Consider the following 17574-nt stretch of genomic DNA (forward strand, 5'->3'; position numbering starts at 1 on the left):
CCCCGGTCGGTTCCCCCGATCGGCGGACGCGCCCTGCCCCGCCCGCCGATAGCGTGGCCGGATGAGCGCCCCCTCCGCCCGCGCCGGCGTCGCCCCGGACGCCGCCCCCGACCCCGTCGACCGGTTCTGGGTGCGCCCGCGACCCGAGCGGGCGGGGCTGCGGTTCGACCTGATGCTCGCCGCGGTGATGCTCGTGCTCACCACCTTCAGCGTCATGCAGTACTACGCGCTCGGCATGTACCCCTCGCGGCCCGCGATGTGGGTCATCGCCGCCTGGATCGTGCTGATGTGCGTCCCGCTCGCCTTCCGCCGCCTCCAGCCGGAGGCGGTGACGCTGGTGCTCGGCGCGACCTTCGTCATCGGCGCATACCAGTTCGTGCCGGAGGTGCTCTTCTCCAACATCGCCATGTTCATCGCCATGTACTCGCTGGGCGCCTGGGGCAGGAACCGCCTGCGAGCCAACATCGTGCGCGGCGTCATCGTCGTCGCGATGTTCGCGTGGCTGTTCGGCTCGCTGCTGCAGACCTCGGGCTTCTACTCGCTCGCCGGGTCGACGTTCGAGCGCGCGCCCGCCGACGCCTGGATCCCCGCGCCCGTCGCCGCCGGCCTCATCTCCATCATCACGAACCTCCTCTACTTCGGCGGCGCCTGGTACTTCGGCGACCGCGCGTGGGCGTCGGCGCGCGACCGCTGCGCGCTCGAGACGCGCACGGCCGAGCTGGCGACGGAGCGGGAGCGGGTCGCGGAACAGGCGGTCACGCTCGAGCGGGTGCGCATCGCGCGGGAGCTGCACGACGTCGTCGCCCACCACGTCTCGGTGATGGGCGTGCACGCGGGCGCCGCGCGCCGGGTGCTCGCGCGGGACGCCGACAAGGCCGCCGCCTCCCTCGGCATCGTCGAGGACAACGCGCGCAGCGCCATCGAGGAGCTGCACCGCATGCTCGTCGCGCTCCGGCAAGAGGACGACGGCCAGGGATCCGCCGGGCACGACGACGACGCCGCCGACCCGACCCGCACCGCGTCCACCCGCGGCGTCGGCCAACTGCCCGAGCTCGTGGCGGATGCGTCCGGCGCGGGCCTCGAGGTCGCCTTCGACGTCGTCGGCACCCCGCGGCCGCTCACGCCCACGGTCGATCTCATCGTCTACCGGGTCGCGCAGGAGTCGCTCACGAACGTGCGGAAGCACGCGGGCACGGGCGCGCGCGTCGACCTCCGCCTCCGCTACCTCGCCGACCGCGTGGAGGTGGAGGTCAGCGACGCCGGGCCCGCGGGGGCCGCGGCCTCGGCGGCGGCGGGTCCCGTGCGGAACGGGCCCGGCGGGCTCGGTCAGCGCGGCATGCGGGAGCGCGTGGCGGCGGTGGGCGGATCCATCGAGATCGGCCCGAAGGCTCGCGGCGGCTACCTCGTGCGCGCCTCGGTGCCCACGTCGCCAGCCCTGGCCGTGCCGCCCGTGCCGATGCCGGTGCCCATCGACGTGACCGTCCCCGCGCCCGCTTCCGAGCCGGAGGCCGCATCCGCACCCGCGTCCCTCATCGAGCCCGCATCCACACCCGAACCCGCATCCGTCCCCGAGGAGACCCGCGCATGACCGCCGACCCGACCGGCCCCACCACCGCCGTATCCGCCGCCGTCCGTGTCCTGCTCGTCGACGACCAGGCGCTCGTGCGCGCCGGCTTCCGCGTGATCCTCGAGAGCGAGGACGGCATCGAGGTGGTCGGCGAGGCCGCGGACGGCGAGGAGGGCGTGCGCCTGGCCGCCGCGCTCGCGCCCGACGTGATCTGCATGGACGTGCAGATGCCGCGCGTCGACGGCCTCGAGGCCACGCGGCGCATCGTCGCCGACCCGGCGATCCGGGCGGGCGTCCTCATGCTCACCACGTTCGACCGCGAGGACTACCTCTTCACCGCGCTCGACGCGGGCGCGAGCGGGTTCGTGCTGAAGAGCGCGTCTCCCGAGTCGCTCGTGGAGGCCGTGCACGTGATCGCGCGCGGAGACGCGCTGCTCTCGCCCGACGTCACGCGCCGGGTCATCGAGCGCTTCGGCCGCGGACCCGCAGCGCCCGGCGGATCCGGCGCATCGGACGGTCCCGACGCACCCCGCGGATCCGACGAGGGGACCGCCCCCGCCGCGACGCCCGCGATCCCCACCGACCCGCGCGTCCAGACCCTCACCGACCGCGAGCTCGAGGTGCTCCGCCTCCTCGCCGAGGGCCTCGCCAACGCGGAGATCGCCGAGCGTCTCTACCTCGGCGAGGCCACCGTGAAGACCCACGTCTCGCGCCTGCTGCTGAAGCTCGGCGTGCGCGACCGGGTGCAGGCGGTCGTGTTCGCGTACGAGCGCGGGATCGTGGTGCCGGGCGCGAGCTGATCCGCCGAGGACGCCGCCGCAGAACCCGCTACGCGTAGGCGGTGATCGCGGCCGAGTCCACGAAGCCGGCCGGGCGTCCGGGCTGCCGCGCGGCTCCCCCGGCGAGCGCGACCGACGCGAGGGCGACCGCGACGCCCGCGAGCACGGCGGCGGCCACGGGGCCGACCGACGAATGCGCGAGCACCAGGCCCGCGACGAAGGCGACGGCCTGCACGAGCCAGAGCGCGTGGATCCACCAGCGCCACGCCCCGCGACGCGTGGCCACGCGCTCGAGCCCGCGGCGCACCTGGATGAGCGCGGCCACCCGCACGACGAGCGACAGCGTCACCAGCGCGAGCCCGCTCAGGGCCAGCGGCGGGGTGCCGATGTCGGTGGCGATCAGCGCGAAGAGCACGAGGCCGGCCGCGCCGACCCCGTCGGCGACGGCCTGGACGACGGTGGCGATGCGCATGGTCCGACCCTAGGAGCGGCGCCCGCGTCGAGCCAGGCGCGGCGGCGCCCCAGATCGGGGGTCCACGTGCCCCCGTCCCGTCCCCCTCCGGGTTCCCCCTCATGGCGGACTCCCCGGCGCAGCCCCGCACCTAGCGTGAGTAGCACGGATCACCCACGCCCACCGAGGAGGCCCTCCGTGCTCGAAGTCCACAACGTCACGCGATCGTTCGGGGACCGCCGCGTCCTCGACGACGTGTCCTTCGCCGTCAGGCCGGGGAGGCTGACCGGCTTCGTCGGCGGCAACGGCGCCGGCAAGACCACCACCATGCGCATCATGCTCGGCGTGCTCACGCCCGATTCCGGGACGGTGTCGCTCGACGGCACCGACCTCGGCACCTCGAGCCGCCGCACGTTCGGCTACATGCCGGAGGAGCGCGGGCTGTACCCGAAGATGAAGCTGCAGGAGCAGATCGTGTACCTCGGCCGCCTGCACGGCATGTCCGCGTCCGACGCGACCACGAGCACCGAGCGCCTGCTCGAGCGGCTCGGCCTCGGCGAGCGCCGGAACGACGCCATCGAGTCGCTGTCGCTCGGCAACCAGCAGCGCGCGCAGATCGCCGCGAGCCTCGTGCACGACCCCGAGGTGCTCGTGCTCGACGAGCCGTTCTCGGGCCTCGACCCGATCGCGGTCGAGAACGTGCTCGGCGTCCTCACGGAGCGGGCCGCGCAGGGCGTGCCCGTGCTGTTCTCCTCGCACCAGCTCGACATCGTGGAGCGCCTCTGCGACGACGTGGTCGTCATCGCCGAGGGCCGGATCCGCGCATCGGGCGACCGCGAGCAGCTGCGCGACGAGCACAGCCGCCCCCTCACGGAGCTGCAGATCGACGGCGACGGCGGATGGGTGCGCGACGTGCCCGGCGTCGAGGTCGTCGAGTTCGACGGCGGCTACGTGCTCTTCGAGGCCGACGACGCCGCGCGCCAGCGCGTGCTCGCCGAGGCCGTCTCCCGCGGATCCGTCACGAGCTTCACGCGCCGCCGCCCCACCCTCAGCGAGATCTTCCAGGAGGTCGTCCAGTGAGCACCACGTCCACCGCGCCCAGCACGAGCCGCGGCGACGCCCGGGGCCAGGCCCCCACGTTCGGCCAGTCGACGATGCTCGTCACCGGCCGGGAGGTGCGCATGCGCCTGCGCAGCAAGTCGTTCCTCATCAGCACGGCGATCCTCCTGATCGGCGTCCTCGCCTCCATCGTCGTCTCGGGCTTCCTCGCCGGCCGCGAGACCGGGGGCGACACGACGCGCGTGGCCGTGGTCGGCGCGGCGACGCAGGCGGTCGACCGCGCATCCGGCCTCGAGGGCGTGCCCGCCGACAGCGTCGAGGACGCGCGCCAGATGGTGCGCGACGGCGACGTGGACGCGGCCGTCGTGCCCGACGACGCGGCCCCGGCCGACGGCGCCGTGCTCGTGATCGGCGACACCTCCGCCCCCGACGGCGTCGTGCAGGCGCTCACGGAGGCGCCGCGCGTCGAGCTGCTCCAGGAGCCGACGACCAACCCCGCGATCGGCTACCTGATGGCGGTCGTGTTCGGCGTCGTGTTCTTCATCTCGGCGCTCACGTTCGGGCAGATCATCGCCCAGAGCGTCGTGGAGGAGAAGCAGACCCGCGTGGTGGAGCTGCTGATGTCGACGATCCCCGTGCGCGCGCTGCTCGCCGGCAAGGTGCTCGGCAACAGCATCCTGGCGTTCACGCAGATCGCCCTCATCGCGCTGATGTCCGGCGTCGGCCTGCTCGTGACGGACCAGACGGCGCTCCTCGCGGTCGTCGGACCGTCGGTGCTGTGGTTCGTCGTGTTCTTCCTGTTCGGCTTCGTGCTGCTGGCCTCGCTGTTCGCGGCGGCCGCCTCGCTCGTGTCGCGCCAGGAGGACGTGGGCGCGGTGACCATGCCGGTCACCTACCTCGTGATGATCCCGTACTTCGCGGTCATCCTCTTCAACGACAACCCCACGGTGATGACGATCATGTCGTACGTCCCGGTCTCGGCGCCGGTGGGCATGCCGCTGCGCCTGTTCACCGGCACCGCCGAGTGGTGGGAGCCGCTCGTGTCGCTCGTCGTGCTCATCGCGACGACCGCCGTGGTGGTGGCCCTCGGATCCCGCATCTACAGCAACTCGCTGCTCCGCACCGGCAGCCGCGTGAAGCTGAAGGACGCGCTGAAGGGCTGATGCCCGCGCGGCCCGGCCGCATCTCGACGACCGCCCGGTCGCGTCCGCTCCCCCGCGGACGCGGCCGGGCGCGCGTGCGTCCGATCGCGGCCGGCCGGCGCGCGCTTCGGCTGACGACGCGGGCGTGGCGAGCGTGCACGCGGCGACCCCGTCTCCCGCTACGGTGAACCCGATCCGCTCCACCACCCCGAGGACACCATGGCCACCGCTGCCCGCCGCACCACCCTGCCCACCGCGCTCGCGGCCGTCCTCGTCGCCGCCGCGCTCAGCGGATGCTCGCCGCAGCTCGCCGATCTGCTCCCGCACGACGCGCAGCGCGACGAGCAGGGCGCCATCACCGCGAGCGGCTCGACCGACGTGTTCGACCTGCGCCAGGGCGACTGCATCGAGGACCAGTCGCTCGTCGACAGCCTCTCGAGCGAATCCGGGAACGGGGCCTCGCAGGAGGTGCACGACGTGCGCACTGTGCCGTGCTCCGACCCGCACGACTTCGAGGCGTACCGCGACGTGACCCTCACGGGCGGGTCCGACTACCCCGGCGCGGACCCCGTCGACGCGCAGGCCGACGAGGCGTGCGGCAAGGGCTTCGACTCCTTCATCGGCTTCGACTACCAGGACTCGGCCTACGAGTACACGTACTACCAGCCCACCGCCGAGGGCTGGATGACCGGCGACCGCACCGTCACATGCCTCGTCGGCGATCCCGCGGGGAAGACCACCGGCTCGCTGAAGGGCATCGGGCGCTAGCGGGCTTTCCGCGCCTCGCCGAGGCGGCTCGCGCGGGCTGGCTCGCGCGGGCCGGCTCGTGCAGGCCGGCTCCTAGGGCCGCCCGACGGCAGCCGGGCCGTCCACCTCGACGCGGGTAGTGCCGTCGGCGCGCTCGTCGACGACCAAGGGGACCTCGGGGTCGTCCGGGTCATCCGCACCCGCCTCGGCGTAGGTGTCGAAGTCGGCGGCCGTGGAATCGTCCTCGACGGAGCGGTCTCGGGTGGATGCGTCCGCATCGCGCTCCGCGGCCGCCTCGCGAGTGTCCTCGACATCAGCCTTCGCGGAGTCCGCGAGCACCGCGCCGACGGCCCTCGCGCGGCCGGCGAGCTCGGATCCGACCTCCCTCGCCGTGTCGCCCGCGCGGTCCCCGGCGTCCCGGGCGCGATCGGCGGCATCGACCGAGGCCTCGTGCACGCGGTCGGCCGCATCGGACCCGGCCGCCTCCGCCTTCTCGAGCGCGTCGGACCCGGCGTCCTCCGCCCGCTCGAGCGCGGCGCCCGCCGGCGACTGCTCGTCGTCGAACGGGCCGTGCACGTCGGTCACGCGGATGTTCACGCGCACCGGACCGGGTGCGATCTGCCGGGCAGCGTGCGCGACCTGCGCGCGGGTCCGGTCCACCACGTCCTGCACGGGCGCGGGGTACTCGACCACGAGGTCGATGTCGATCACCGTGCCGCCCTGCTCCTCCGACACGGTGACGCCGGGCCCCGTGCTCGTGCCGCGGATCGCCCGCGATGCGGCGTCGAGGGCCCGCGCGGCCGATCCGCCGAGGTGGTGCACGCCGGTGACGCCCGCGGCGGTCTCGTCCGCCGCGACGCCGATGCGCTGCGCGGCGGTCTCCCCCTCGGGGTGCGCGGCCTCGATGCCGGTCAGGTCGACGGGACGGATGGCGGGTGCGGCGTCGTTCACGGCGGTGCTCCTTCGGTGGGTGCGGATGCGGATGCGGGTGCTGCTGGTGCGGGTCAGGCGGCTGGACGTGCGGAGAGGCAGGCGGGCGGGCGGATCAGGCGGGCACGTCGGCCGCGCGGGTCAGCACGCGGTGCGCGAGCCCGGCGATCGCGGCGCCCACGAGCGGCGCGACGATGAACGCCCACACCTCCCCGAGCGCGACCGGCCCGCCGTAGACGGCGGCCGCGATCGAGCGGGCCGGGTTCACGGACGTGTTGCTGACCGGGATGCTGATGAGGTGGATCAGGGTGAGCGTGAGCCCGATGACGATCGGCGCCACGGCCGCGTAGGCCTTCTGGGCGGTGACCGCGAGGATCACGGCGACGAAGACGGCCGTCAGGATCACCTCGATGAGCAGCACCGCGCCGAGGCCGAAGCCGCCGGGCGACGCGTCGCCGAAGCCGTTGGAGGCGAAGCCCGCGTCCTGGGCCGAGGCGAGGTAGCCCGCCGGGCCGTCGGCGGCGATGAGCGCGAGAGCGCTGGAGGCGAGGATCCCGCCGACGAGCTGCGCGACGACGTACCCGGGCACCTCGCGCCAGCCGATGCGGCCGGCGACCGCGAGGCCGACGGTGACGGCCGGGTTGAAGTGCCCGCCGGAGATCCCGCCGACCGCGGCGACGCCCGCCATGACGGTGAGGCCGAACGCGAGCGCGACCCCGAGGAAGCCGACGCCGGTGGCGTTGCCCTCGTCGGGGAAGGCCGACGCGTAGAGCGCCGTGCCGACGCCGCCGAAGACGAGGAGGAAGGTGCCGAACGCCTCGGCGCCCCAGCGGGCGGCGTTGGAGGGGCGGTTCCCGGCGGCGGCCGCCTTCTGGCCGCGGCCCTGGGCGGGCGTGTCGCGGGGGGCCTTCGCCGGGGTGGTGGACGTGCTCATCGGATCTGTCCTCGGTGTCGGAGGGGTGCTGCGGTGGGAGGCGCGGACCGGCTTCGGCCCGCGCGGCGGCGGGGCCGGGTCTCGCCCGGTCCCGCCCGCGGGTGGTGCTACTGGACGCGGCTCTTCGCGGAGTCGTCGTCCTCGTCCGCGTCGTCCGAGGGGATGTGCACGTCGGAGACGGTGACGTTGACCTCGGTCACGTCCATGCCGACGACCTCGGAGATCGCGTCGGTGACGGCCTCGCGGATGCGGTCGGCGAGGTCCTGCAGCGCGACGGGGTACTCGGCGACGACGATGACGTCGGCCGCGACCTGCTTCTCGCCGACCTCGACGGAGATGCCCTGACCGCGGTCCTGCTGGCCGATGACGTTGCGGATCGCGCCGACGGCGCGTGCGGCGCCGTTGCCGAGGTCGTGGACGCCGGGGACCTGGCGGGCCGCGATGCCCGCCACCTTCTCGACGACGCCGTCGGCGATCGTGTTCGTGCCCGAGGTGGAGCCCGCGGGAGTGTGCTTCGCGGCGCTGCGGCTGGTGGTGGCGGGGGTGACGTCGGTCATGGGGTGCTCCTGAGTGATGGGACGGACGCGGTCCCTCGTGGGGATCACGGCGCCGGCTCGGTGACCGGCACGTCAAGGAGACGGCCACGGCTCCCCGCTCGTCTCACACGTCCAGGGATCCTCCAGGCAGGAGCGGCCGCGCTTCGCTGCGCGGCCAGCGGGAGGCGGCGCGCGTGCGCTTTCCGGCCAGGAGCCGGGGCGCGGAGGCACGCGGGGCGGACCCGTCCGCCGACGCCCGCACGGATGTCGCAGGTCGGGCCTAGGTTGAGCCCATGACCGCTGCCCCCGGCACCACCCCGCACCACGACGTCGTCGTCATCGGCGGGGGGAACGCGGGTCTCTCGGTCGCGGGGCGCCTCCGGAGGTACGGCGTCGACGACGTGGCGGTCATCGAGCCGCGCGACACCCACTACTACCAGCCGATGTTCTCGCACGTCGCGGGCGGCACCGCGCGCGCGTCGCAGGCCACGCGGCCGCAGGGGTCCGTCACGCCGAAGGGCGTCACGTGGATCCGGGATCGCGTCGCCGGCATCGACCCGGTCGCGAAGACGGTCGCGCTCGCGTCCGGCACGCGGGTGTCGTACGGGCAGCTCGTCGTCTGCCCCGGCATCCAGAAGGACTGGGATCGCGTGCCCGGCCTCGTCGAGGCGATGGACTCGCCCGTCGGCATCTCCAACTACGAGCACCGCTACGCCGCGAAGGCCTCGAAGGTGCTGCGCGACGTGCGCTCCGGCACGGTGGTCTTCACGCAGCCCGACGGCCCGGGCACCTGCTCGGGCGCGTCGCAGAAGCCCATGTACCTCGCGTGCGACCACTGGCGCGCGCTCGGCGTGCTCGACGACATCCGCGTGGTGCTGGTCGTCCCCACACCCACCATGTTCGGCATGCCGCTCATCGACGCCGAGCTCGAGCGCAAGGTCGCCGAGTACGGCATCGAGGTGCGGTACGGGCGCGAGCTCGTCGCCGTGGATCCGGACGCCCGCACCGTGGAGATCGCCGGCGTCGACCGCGCCCGCGCCCTCCTCGGGCCCGACCACGCCACGCAGCAGGGCCTCGACGGCGCCGAGCGCGAGACGATCGCCTACGACGTGCTGCACGCGGTGCCGCCGCAGTCCGCGCCCGACTGGCTCGCCGGCACCGGCCTCGCGGCGCCCGGCGACGCGGGCGGCTTCGTCGAGGTGGATCCGCTCACCCTCCGCCACCCGCGCTTCCCGGACGTGTGGGCGCTCGGCGACGCGGCGGCCACCACGAACTCGAAGTCCGGCGGCGCGCTCCGCCAGCAGACCACCACGGTCGCGAAGAACCTCGTCGCCGCACTCAAGGGCGAGCCCCTGCCGCAGGTCTACGACGGGTACTCGGTGTGCCCGTTCGTCGTCTCGCGCTCCACGGTGGTCTTCGCGGAGTTCGACGACCGCTACCGCCCGAAGCCCACGATCCCGGGCTGGAAGGGACTCGCGAAGGAGCGCCGCATCACGTTCCTCGCCGACCGGTACGTGCTGCCGTGGGTGTACTGGAACCTGATCCTGCAGGGCCGCGCCTGATCCGCGGGCGCCGGCCCCTCCGCTGGTCGCACCGGGCCTGATCCGGGCCCGGTCCCGCCGCCGACCCGCCGTCGCCGCCCGCGGATCCGCCCTCCGGGGGACGCGCCGCGCGCCCCCGCCCCGGGAGGATCGCCCCATGACGCGCCCCGGTGAGACCGTGCCCGACTCCCGGGGCCGCACCGGCCTCCAGCTCCGCGGGACGGACCTCGACCGGAACCCCGACGTGGTCGTGAAGCGCGTCGAGGTCACCTCCGACGGCTGGCACGTGCTCCGCCGGACCACGCTCGACCTGCGGCTGCGCGACGGATCCTGGCAGGAGCAGCAGCGCGAGACGTACGACCGCGGGGACGGCGCGACCGTGCTGCTCTACGCGGCCGACACGCACCGGATCCTCCTCACCCGCCAGTTCCGCTTCCCCGCCTACGTCAACGGCCACCCCGACGGCATGCTGATCGAGGCGGCGGCCGGCCTCCTCGACGAGGACTCCCCCGAGGACGCGATCCGCCGCGAGGCCCGCGAGGAGCTGGGCGTCGAGGTCGTCGCGCTCACGCACCTGTTCGACCTGTTCATGAGCCCCGGATCCGTCACCGAGCGCGTGCACCACTACCTCGCCGCGTACGCTCCCGCCGACGTCGTGGGCGCGGGCGGCGGCGTGGCCGAGGAGGGCGAGGACATCGAGCGCATCGAGGTGACGCTCGACGAAGCGCTCGCGATGATCGCCGACGGCCGCATCGCCGACGGCAAGACGGTGATCCTCCTCCAGCACGTGGCGCTGCACGGGTTCCCGGGGTAGGTGGACGCGTAGGCGGACGCGCACGGGCGGCACGGCCGGTAGGCGAGGATGGACACCGTGACCGACGCCAGCGCCGCCTCCCCCGCCTCCCCCCTCCGCCTCCACGACACCGCCGCCCGCGGGTTCGCCTCCGACAACTACTCCGGGATCCACCCCGAGGTGCTCGAGGCCATCGCGGCCGCGAACGGCGGGCACCAGGTCGCGTACGGCGGCGACGCCTACACGGCCCGCCTCCAGGAGGTCGTCGGCGAGCACTTCGGCCACGGCGCCGAGGCGTTCCCCGTCTTCAACGGCACGGGCGCGAACGTCACGGGTCTCCTCTCGATGCTGCCCCGCTGGGGTGCGGTCGTCTGCGCGACCACCGCGCACATCAACACCGACGAGGGCGGCGCCCCCGAGCGCGTCGCCGGGATCAAGCTCCTCCAGGTGCCCACCGAGGACGGGAAGCTCACGCCCGAGCTCATCGACCGCGAGGCGTGGGGCTGGGGCGACGAGCACCGCGCGCAGCCGCTCGCCGTGAGCATCACGCAGACCACCGAGCTCGGCACCGTCTACACGCCGGCCGAGGTGCGGGCGATCGCCGACCACGCCCACGAGCGCGGCATGCGCCTGCACATGGACGGCGCCCGCCTCTCCAACGCGGCGGCCACGCTGGACGCGCCGTTCCGGGCCTTCACGTCGGACGCCGGCGTCGACGTCGTCAGCTTCGGCGGCACCAAGAACGGCCTGCTCTACGGCGAGGCGATCGTGGTGCTCGATCCGGAGGCGTCCGAGGGCCTCACCTACCTCCGCAAGCTCAACATGCAGCTCGCCTCGAAGATGCGGTTCGTGAGCGCGCAGCTGCTAGCGCTCCTCGGATCCGAGGTCGACGGCGTGCCGCTCTACCTCCGCTCCGCCCGCCACGCGAACGGCATGGCCGCGCGCCTCCGGTCCGCGCTCGACGGCGTGGACGGCGTCGAGTTCACGCAGGAGACGCAGGCGAACGGCCTCTTCGCGATCCTCCCCGAGGGCGTCGCCGACCGCCTCCGCAGCGAGTTCCGCTTCTACGACTGGGACCCGGCCCGCCGCGAGGTGCGCTGGATGTGCTCCTTCGACACCACCGAGGACGACATCGACCGCTTCGCGGCGGCGATCCGCCGGGAGGTCGGGGCGGGGTAGGCCGCAGCCCCCTGCACGAGCTCGTCAGGGACGAGGCCTCCCGGCCCGGAGGTTCCGCCGTCGGATGATCCGGAACCCGACGAACGTGACGACGAGCACGACGCCCGCTCCGAGAGCCAGACGCGGTAGCAGCTCCAGGCCCGAGAAGGCCTGGACCCCCGCGGCGAGGAACACGGCGATCACCATGAGGGTCATCGACTGCCCGACGGATGCGCGGCCCGATGTCCGCGGTCCTCCTTCGGCTCCCCGGTCGATGTGCACCTCGTCAGCCATGTGTCGACTCTGCCAGAAGAGCATCGAGACTCACCGTCGCGTCTCGATCGATCCCTCAGGGGACGCATCTCCCGGGTCGCCGCGCTTCATCGCGCGGGGCGGGCTCGCCCTGCGCACGCTGTCGGGTGGATGTCGGGCCGTCGTCGGGTCGATGTCGTGGCCGGCGCCGGGGGCCCGTCCCTACTGTGGAGACCATGAACGGGACACGGATCGTCGACCTCCGCACGCAGCGCGGCTGGACCCAGGAACGCCTGGCCGAGGCCAGCGGCATCACCGTCCGCACGGTGCAGCGCCTCGAAGCCGGCAACGACGCCAGCCTCGACACGCTCACGCGTGTCGCGAACGCTCTCGACGTGCCGGTGGGCGACCTGTCCGCCACCCTCGACGAGAGCGACCACGGACGCGCCGTCACCGCCCCCGACACCAGCGCCGCGCGGCAGCAGGAACGCCGCGACACGATCACCGACGGGCTCGAAGCCCTCTACTACGGCGTCGGCGCGCTGCTCACGATCGCCGTGATCGTCGGCATCACGACGGACGCGTTCGCGAACCACGCGATCTACATCATCCCCGCCTACTGGATCGCCGGATGGCTGCTCGCGGTGTTCCTGTTCCTCGTGGTCCTCAGTCCGCGCCTGGATCGCCGATTCCCGCTCTCGCGCGACCGCACGCAGCGGACGCGTGACGGTCGGACCTGATGCTCGCGTGCGCGAGCAGGTCACGCTCCTGATGGAGCCGCGCTGCACGACTCCATGGGCATGGCTTCGTCCGCTCGACGTCGGCCACGGTGGGATGCCGATGTCACCGGCTCGCCCCTCCGGCCTCCGAAGATGCGCCTTGCCGACTGCGGGTCGCAGTACGGGCACGTTCCCGACTGGCAGCACTGGCGCTGCGTCCGCCTACGAGGAAGCCGAGCTTCCCTGCGGCACCAACCCGTGAAGCGAGTCGGCGGGCGCCTCACGGCCCCCGCTGACGTCCGGGCTAGTCTCCGGCCGGCCCGAACTCCACGTGACCCGGCCCGCGGTCATAGCGATAGCCGACTCGGAAGCGCGTGTAGATGACACCCTGCGGGAACCGCGCTTCCACCTCGTCGGCGAACTGCGAAGCCTCGGGCTCGCGTGCGAAGACACCGAGCACCGTGTTGTGGGGCGACTCATCCTGCAAGACGATCCAGACTTCGCCAGGCGCCGGGGGCGTCCCGCTACCGCTGTTCTTCCGCGACCTCCACACCAGGCAAGCATGACCCTCGTTCGGCATCCCCTGCAAGCGGGCGCGCGGCCGCTTGGCGCTGCCGGGTGGGCGCCTACCGCAGGGCAGCGGACGAACGTGCTCGCCATCCCTCCCGGTCCACTGCCAGGTCGGGCAGCGGCCGCGGAATCGCGGGTCTCAGCTCGATGCCGGCAACCGCTCCGACGTGATCGCGCGTCACCCCGTGTTCTGCAGCCCCGCCGCGATGCCGTTGACGGTGAGCAGCAGGAGCCGGTGGTCCGGATCCGTCGGGTCGGCCTGGCCGGGAGCGCCCTGGCCCGCCGCTTCAGAGGCCGACGTGCGCAGCGCGCGCAGGGCCCGCAGCTGCAGCAGCGAGAGCGCGTCGACGTACGGACTCCGGAGGCGCACCGCGCGGCGCAGCACCGGCCGGCCCTCGAGGATCTCGCCGCGGCCGGTCGCCTTCCGCACCCACTCGCGCGTGAGCTCCATCTCCTCGGTGACGAGCGCCGCGAGATCCGGTCGGTCGCCGAGCGCGAGGTAGCGCTCCGCGAGGCGGCCGTCGGTCTTGGCGAGCGACATCTCGACGTTGTCGATCATCGACGTGAACAGCGGCCACTCGTCGTAGGCCCTGCGGAGCACCGCCTCGTCGCCCACGGCGGCGAGCGCGGAGCCGAGCCCGAACCAGCCCGTGAGGTTGATGCGCGCCTGCGTCCACGCGAACACCCACGGGATGGCCCGCAGGTCCTCCAGCGACTCGACCGACAGGCCGCGGCGGGCGGGCCGGGAGCCGAGCGCCAGCAGCCCGATCTCCTCCATGGGCGTGACCTGCGCGAACCACGGCGCGAAGCCGGGCGCCTTCACGAGCTCGAAGAAGCGGGCGCGCGAGGCCTCGTCCATGACGCGGACCATCTCGGCGGATCCCTCGGCGGCGACCGCGTTGCGCTCCTCGTTCGAGGGCGCGGACGCCAGCAGCGTGGCCGCGGCCATCTGCTCGATGTGGCGGGCGGCGATGCGCTTGTCGCCGTAGTGGGCGAAGATCACCTCGCCCTGCTCGGTGAGCTTGAAGCGGCCGTCGACGGATCCCGGCGGCTGGGCCCGCACGGCGCGGTCGGCCGGTCCGCCACCGCGGCCGAGGGCTCCGCCACGGCCGTGGAAGAGCGTGAGCTCGATGTCGTTCTCGCGTGCCCACGCGGCGATGCGCGCCTGCGCGTCGAACAGCGCGAAGGTCGCCGACACCGGGCCGACGTCCTTGGAGGAGTCGGAGTAGCCGAGCATGACCTCGAGCTTCCGGCCCGTCTGCGCGAGGCGGGCCGCGACCTGGGGCAGGCGGATCATGCCGTCGAGGATCTCGGTGCTCGCGTTCAGGTCCGCGAACGTCTCGAACAGCGGGATGACGTCGAGGACGGGCGCCTCCTCCGCGGAGCCGAGGGCGAGCGCGGCCAGCTCGTGCACCGTGCGGATGTCGTCGGCCGACTGCGTGAACGAGACGATGAAGCGGGAGAACGGCGCGACGCCGTGCCGCTCCTGCAGGCGGGCGAGCGTGCGGAAGACGTCGAGCACCTCCACCGTCATGGGCGCGAGCTCGGGCGCCTGGTCGCCGGATGCATCGGCCGAGGCCACGGCGAGCACCTCGCGGAGGGCCTCGCGGTGCACCTGCGAGTGCTGGCGCACCTCCATCTCGGCGAGGTGGAAGCCGAAGGTCTCCGCCTGCCAGACGAGGCCCTGCAGCTCGCCGCCCGCGATGCGGTGCGCGCCGGCGCTGCGGAGCGACGCCTGGAGCACGCGGAGGTCGGCCAGCAGCTCGGCGGCGGACGGGTAGGCGATGGGATCGTCGTGGCGCTCGCGCGTGGCGGCGAGGCGGCCGGCGATGACGAGGAGCACGCGGCGGTGCAGCTCGGCCGGCGCGCGCGTGCCGATGCGGGCGGTGAGGTGCGGCGCGAGCGCGTCCTGCGCGGCGGCCAGCTCGCGGAGCTCGGGGCTCGGCGGGGTGTCGGCGTCGCCGAGCGTGAGGGAGCGGCCGACGCGGAGGGCGACGCGCTCGAGCCCGAGCAGGATGTGCTCGCTGGCGATGCCCGCGGCCTCCTCGGTGACCGCCGCGGTGACGTACGGGTTGCCGTCGCGATCCGCGGCGATCCAGTTGCCGAGCCGGAAGAAGGCGGGCGCCACGGCGTCGCGCACGCCGGCCTCCTCGCCGAGCAGCCAGTCGTCGAGCAGCCGGTAGACGCGCGGCACGACCTCGAACAGCGTCTGGTCGAAGACGCCCATGGCCGTGCGCACCTCGTCGAGCGGGGTGGGCCGGGTGGTGCGCAGCGGCGACGTGCGCCACAGGCCGTCGATCTCCTCGAGCAGCCGCCGGTCGACGTCCTGGCCCGTGAGCGTGCCGGCCATGGCGCCGTCGCGCTCGGTGAGGAGGTCGCCGATGCGGCGGATCCCCGTGGCCACCGCCCGACGCCGGGCCTCGGTGGGGTGCGCCGTGAGCACCGGGTGGAACCGCATCTCGCCGAGGCGGCGCATGGCCTCCTCGCGGCCGAGCTCCGCGGTGAGCTTGCCGACCGCATCCGGGATGGAGTCGGGCACGAAGCCCGACGCCGCCTCGCGCTCGCGGAGGACGCGCACGCGGTGGTGCTCCTCGGCGAGGTTCGCGAGATGGAAGTAGCAGGTGAACGCGCGGGCGACCTGCTCGGCGCGCTCGGGCGTGAAGGTGGCGACGAGCCGCTCGGCGTCGTCGATGGACGCGTCGCGCGCGCTCTCGTACGCGTCGATGACCAGCTCGCGGAGCCGCTCCACGTCGTCCAGCAGATCCTGGCCGCCGGACTCGCGGAGCACCTGGCCGAGGAGGCCGCCGAGGTGGCTGACGTCCGAGCGGAGAGCGGGCTCCACGGCGTCGCGGGTGCCGTCGCGGGTGGAGTCGTGCTCGAGGGGAAGCGGCTTCTTCGGGGGAGTCGTCACGGAGTCGAGGATACGGACAGCGCGCGGCGGATCCTGCGCATGACGTCCGAGGACGGGCGCTCCGACCGCGGATCCGCCTGGGGAGGAGCGGCCGGACGACGGATCGGGCGGCCGCGGATCGAAGGGACTCGGATCGCATGGCGGCGGATCGGGCTGCCGCGGATCAGGCGGCGGCGGGCGCGGCCGTGCGCTCGTCCCGCGGCATGCGCAGCAGCGCGTACGCGGAGGCGGCGAGCAGCAGCACGGCGCCGGTCGCGAAGGCGACGGGGAACGACACGGCGTCGGCGAGGTAGCCCGCGACGAGCGGGCCGACGATGGCACCGAGGTCCGAGACCATCGAGAAGACAGCGACGGGACGGCCGCTGCGGCCGCCCGCGGCGTCGCCCACCGCGGCCCCCGGTGCCGTGCCCATGAACGACGCGGCCGCGCCGAACAGGCAGAGCAGGATCGTGAGCACGATGACGTTCGGCGCGAACGGGATCGCGACCATCAGCACGCCGGCGACGGCGAAGGAGCCGACGATCGCGGGCCGGCGGCCCACCGTGTCGACGAAGCGCGCGGCCGGCGCGAGCGCGAGGGCCTGCACGACGGCGGCGCACGCGAACGCGATGCCGGTGGAGGCGGCGGGCGCGCGGATCACCTCCACGACGAGCAGCGGGATCAGCGAGCTGCGGACGCCCATCGACGCCCACCCGTTGCCGAGGTTGGCGAGCAGCGCGCCGCGGTAGCGGGTGTCGCGGAGCACCTCGGCGAAGGGCCGCGGCGGCTCGGCGGGGCCGGTCGCATCCGCCGGGCCCGTGCGCTTCGACAGCAGCAGGAGGCCGATGACGCTCGCGACCGCGAGGGTCGCCGCGTAGAAGAAGAAGGGAGCGGTGAGCGAGACGGTCGCGAGCACGGCGCCGAGCGCGGGCCCGGCCATGCCGCCGATGAGGAAGCCGCCCTGGTAGAAGCCGATCGCGCGGGCCCGGCGGGTGGGATCCGTCGAGCCGAGCAGCAGCGTCATGGCCGCCACCGAGAACATGGCCGACCCGATGCCGCCCGCGCCGCGGAGGAGCAGGAGCTGGAGGTAGTCCTGCGCGAGGCCCGCGAGGCCGGAGGAGAGGGCGACGATCGCGAGGCCGATGGCGAGCACGGTGCGCTCGCCCGTCCAGTCCATGATCCGCGCCACGAACGGGCTCATCACGAGCCGCATGAGCGCGAACGCGGAGATGACCGCGCCGATCTCGAAGCTGCCGACCCCGAAGCTGCGCGCGTACACGGGCAGCACGGGCACGACCACGCCGAAGCCGACCATCACGAAGAACGCGATGACGCCGAGGACGAGCACGTCGCGCGGCAGCTTCGCGCGGGGAGCGCGGGGAGCGCGGGGAGCGCGGGGAGCGCGCGGGGCGCGGACTGGGCCGCGCGTGTCGGGCATCCCGCCGTCGCCGGGCTCGGGGGTGCTCGCGGATCCGCCACGACGGAATCCGCGCATGCGCTCAGGAT

At 74.0% G+C, this 17574-nt stretch carries 16 protein-coding genes; 9 read left to right on the forward strand and 7 right to left on the reverse strand.

From position 1 onward, the window contains the following. The first annotated feature begins 61 nt into the window (after positions 1-61). On the forward strand, positions 62-1588 hold the full coding sequence (locus PED38_RS07470) for a sensor histidine kinase (protein ID WP_270980620.1): 1527 nt from the start codon (positions 62-64) through the stop codon (positions 1586-1588). Continuing rightward, positions 1585-2367: a response regulator gene (locus PED38_RS07475; RefSeq protein WP_270980622.1), complete on the forward strand. Its 783-nt coding sequence runs from the start codon at positions 1585-1587 to the stop codon at positions 2365-2367. The genes PED38_RS07470 and PED38_RS07475 overlap by 4 nt, the downstream gene beginning before the upstream one ends. A gap of 28 nt (positions 2368-2395) precedes the next feature. Here PED38_RS07475 and PED38_RS07480 read toward each other — a convergent pair whose 3' ends face one another. After that, positions 2396-2818 carry a hypothetical protein gene (locus PED38_RS07480; protein WP_063070416.1) on the reverse strand — a complete coding sequence of 141 codons (423 nt, stop codon included), beginning with the start codon at positions 2816-2818 and terminating at the stop codon, positions 2396-2398. A 177-nt stretch (positions 2819-2995) separates the two neighbouring features. Here PED38_RS07480 and PED38_RS07485 point away from each other — a divergent pair, with 177 nt between their 5' ends. The 3 genes from PED38_RS07485 (at position 2996) to PED38_RS07495 (ending at position 5766) form a co-directional block, all read left to right on the forward strand. Beyond that, positions 2996-3877 carry an ABC transporter ATP-binding protein gene (locus PED38_RS07485; RefSeq protein ID WP_270980624.1) on the forward strand — a complete coding sequence of 294 codons (882 nt, stop codon included), beginning with the start codon at positions 2996-2998 and terminating at the stop codon, positions 3875-3877. A gap of 74 nt (positions 3878-3951) precedes the next feature. Then, entirely contained in the window at positions 3952-5019 is a 1068-nt protein-coding gene (locus tag PED38_RS07490) for an ABC transporter permease (protein ID WP_063070455.1), read from the forward strand. A 198-nt stretch (positions 5020-5217) separates the two neighbouring features. After that, positions 5218-5766, forward strand: coding sequence for a septum formation family protein (locus PED38_RS07495; protein WP_270980625.1), 549 nt, complete (start codon positions 5218-5220; stop codon positions 5764-5766). Positions 5767-5838: 72 nt separating this feature from the next. Here PED38_RS07495 and PED38_RS07500 read toward each other — a convergent pair whose 3' ends face one another. From PED38_RS07500 to PED38_RS07510, 3 genes are all read right to left on the reverse strand, one after another. Next, complete coding sequence (locus tag PED38_RS07500; RefSeq protein WP_270980626.1) at positions 5839-6696, reverse strand: Asp23/Gls24 family envelope stress response protein; 858 nt, start codon at positions 6694-6696, stop codon at positions 5839-5841. A 94-nt stretch (positions 6697-6790) separates the two neighbouring features. Next, positions 6791-7609: an aquaporin Z gene (aqpZ, locus tag PED38_RS07505; RefSeq protein WP_270980627.1), complete on the reverse strand. Its 819-nt coding sequence runs from the start codon at positions 7607-7609 to the stop codon at positions 6791-6793. Between the two features lie 107 nt (positions 7610-7716). After that, the gene (locus PED38_RS07510; protein ID WP_270980628.1) at positions 7717-8166 is read right to left on the reverse strand and encodes an Asp23/Gls24 family envelope stress response protein; all 450 of its coding nucleotides are present in this window, start codon (positions 8164-8166) and stop codon (positions 7717-7719) included. A 272-nt stretch (positions 8167-8438) separates the two neighbouring features. On the opposite strand from PED38_RS07510, the gene PED38_RS07515 reads away from it, so the two are divergent. The 3 genes from PED38_RS07515 (at position 8439) to PED38_RS07525 (ending at position 11658) form a co-directional block, all read left to right on the forward strand. Continuing rightward, on the forward strand, positions 8439-9707 hold the full coding sequence (locus tag PED38_RS07515) for an NAD(P)/FAD-dependent oxidoreductase (RefSeq protein WP_270980629.1): 1269 nt from the start codon (positions 8439-8441) through the stop codon (positions 9705-9707). Between the two features lie 136 nt (positions 9708-9843). Further along, a complete protein-coding gene (locus PED38_RS07520) occupies positions 9844-10500 on the forward strand; it encodes an NUDIX domain-containing protein (RefSeq protein ID WP_270980631.1) in 657 nt (218 codons plus the stop codon). Between the two features lie 48 nt (positions 10501-10548). Further along, positions 10549-11658: a threonine aldolase family protein gene (locus PED38_RS07525; protein ID WP_270980633.1), complete on the forward strand. Its 1110-nt coding sequence runs from the start codon at positions 10549-10551 to the stop codon at positions 11656-11658. Between the two features lie 24 nt (positions 11659-11682). Here the strand turns inward: PED38_RS07525 and PED38_RS07530 are convergent, their stop codons facing one another. Further along, the gene (locus tag PED38_RS07530; RefSeq protein WP_270980634.1) at positions 11683-11931 is read right to left on the reverse strand and encodes a hypothetical protein; all 249 of its coding nucleotides are present in this window, start codon (positions 11929-11931) and stop codon (positions 11683-11685) included. A gap of 194 nt (positions 11932-12125) precedes the next feature. Here PED38_RS07530 and PED38_RS07535 point away from each other — a divergent pair, with 194 nt between their 5' ends. Further along, positions 12126-12629 carry a helix-turn-helix domain-containing protein gene (locus PED38_RS07535; protein ID WP_270980635.1) on the forward strand — a complete coding sequence of 168 codons (504 nt, stop codon included), beginning with the start codon at positions 12126-12128 and terminating at the stop codon, positions 12627-12629. Positions 12630-13356: 727 nt separating this feature from the next. Here PED38_RS07535 and PED38_RS07540 read toward each other — a convergent pair. Both PED38_RS07540 and PED38_RS07545 read right to left on the reverse strand, forming a co-directional pair. Beyond that, positions 13357-16089 carry a phosphoenolpyruvate carboxylase gene (locus PED38_RS07540; RefSeq protein ID WP_270980637.1) on the reverse strand — a complete coding sequence of 911 codons (2733 nt, stop codon included), beginning with the start codon at positions 16087-16089 and terminating at the stop codon, positions 13357-13359. 163 nt (positions 16090-16252) lie between these two features. After that, positions 16253-17563 (reverse strand): MFS transporter, encoded by a 1311-nt coding sequence (locus tag PED38_RS07545; RefSeq protein ID WP_254654431.1) that lies wholly within the window; start codon positions 17561-17563, stop codon positions 16253-16255. Between the last annotated feature and the right edge of the window lie 11 nt (positions 17564-17574).

The organism is Clavibacter sp. CT19 (assembly GCF_027858075.1).
Lineage (GTDB): Bacteria > Actinomycetota > Actinomycetes > Actinomycetales > Microbacteriaceae > Clavibacter > Clavibacter tessellarius_A.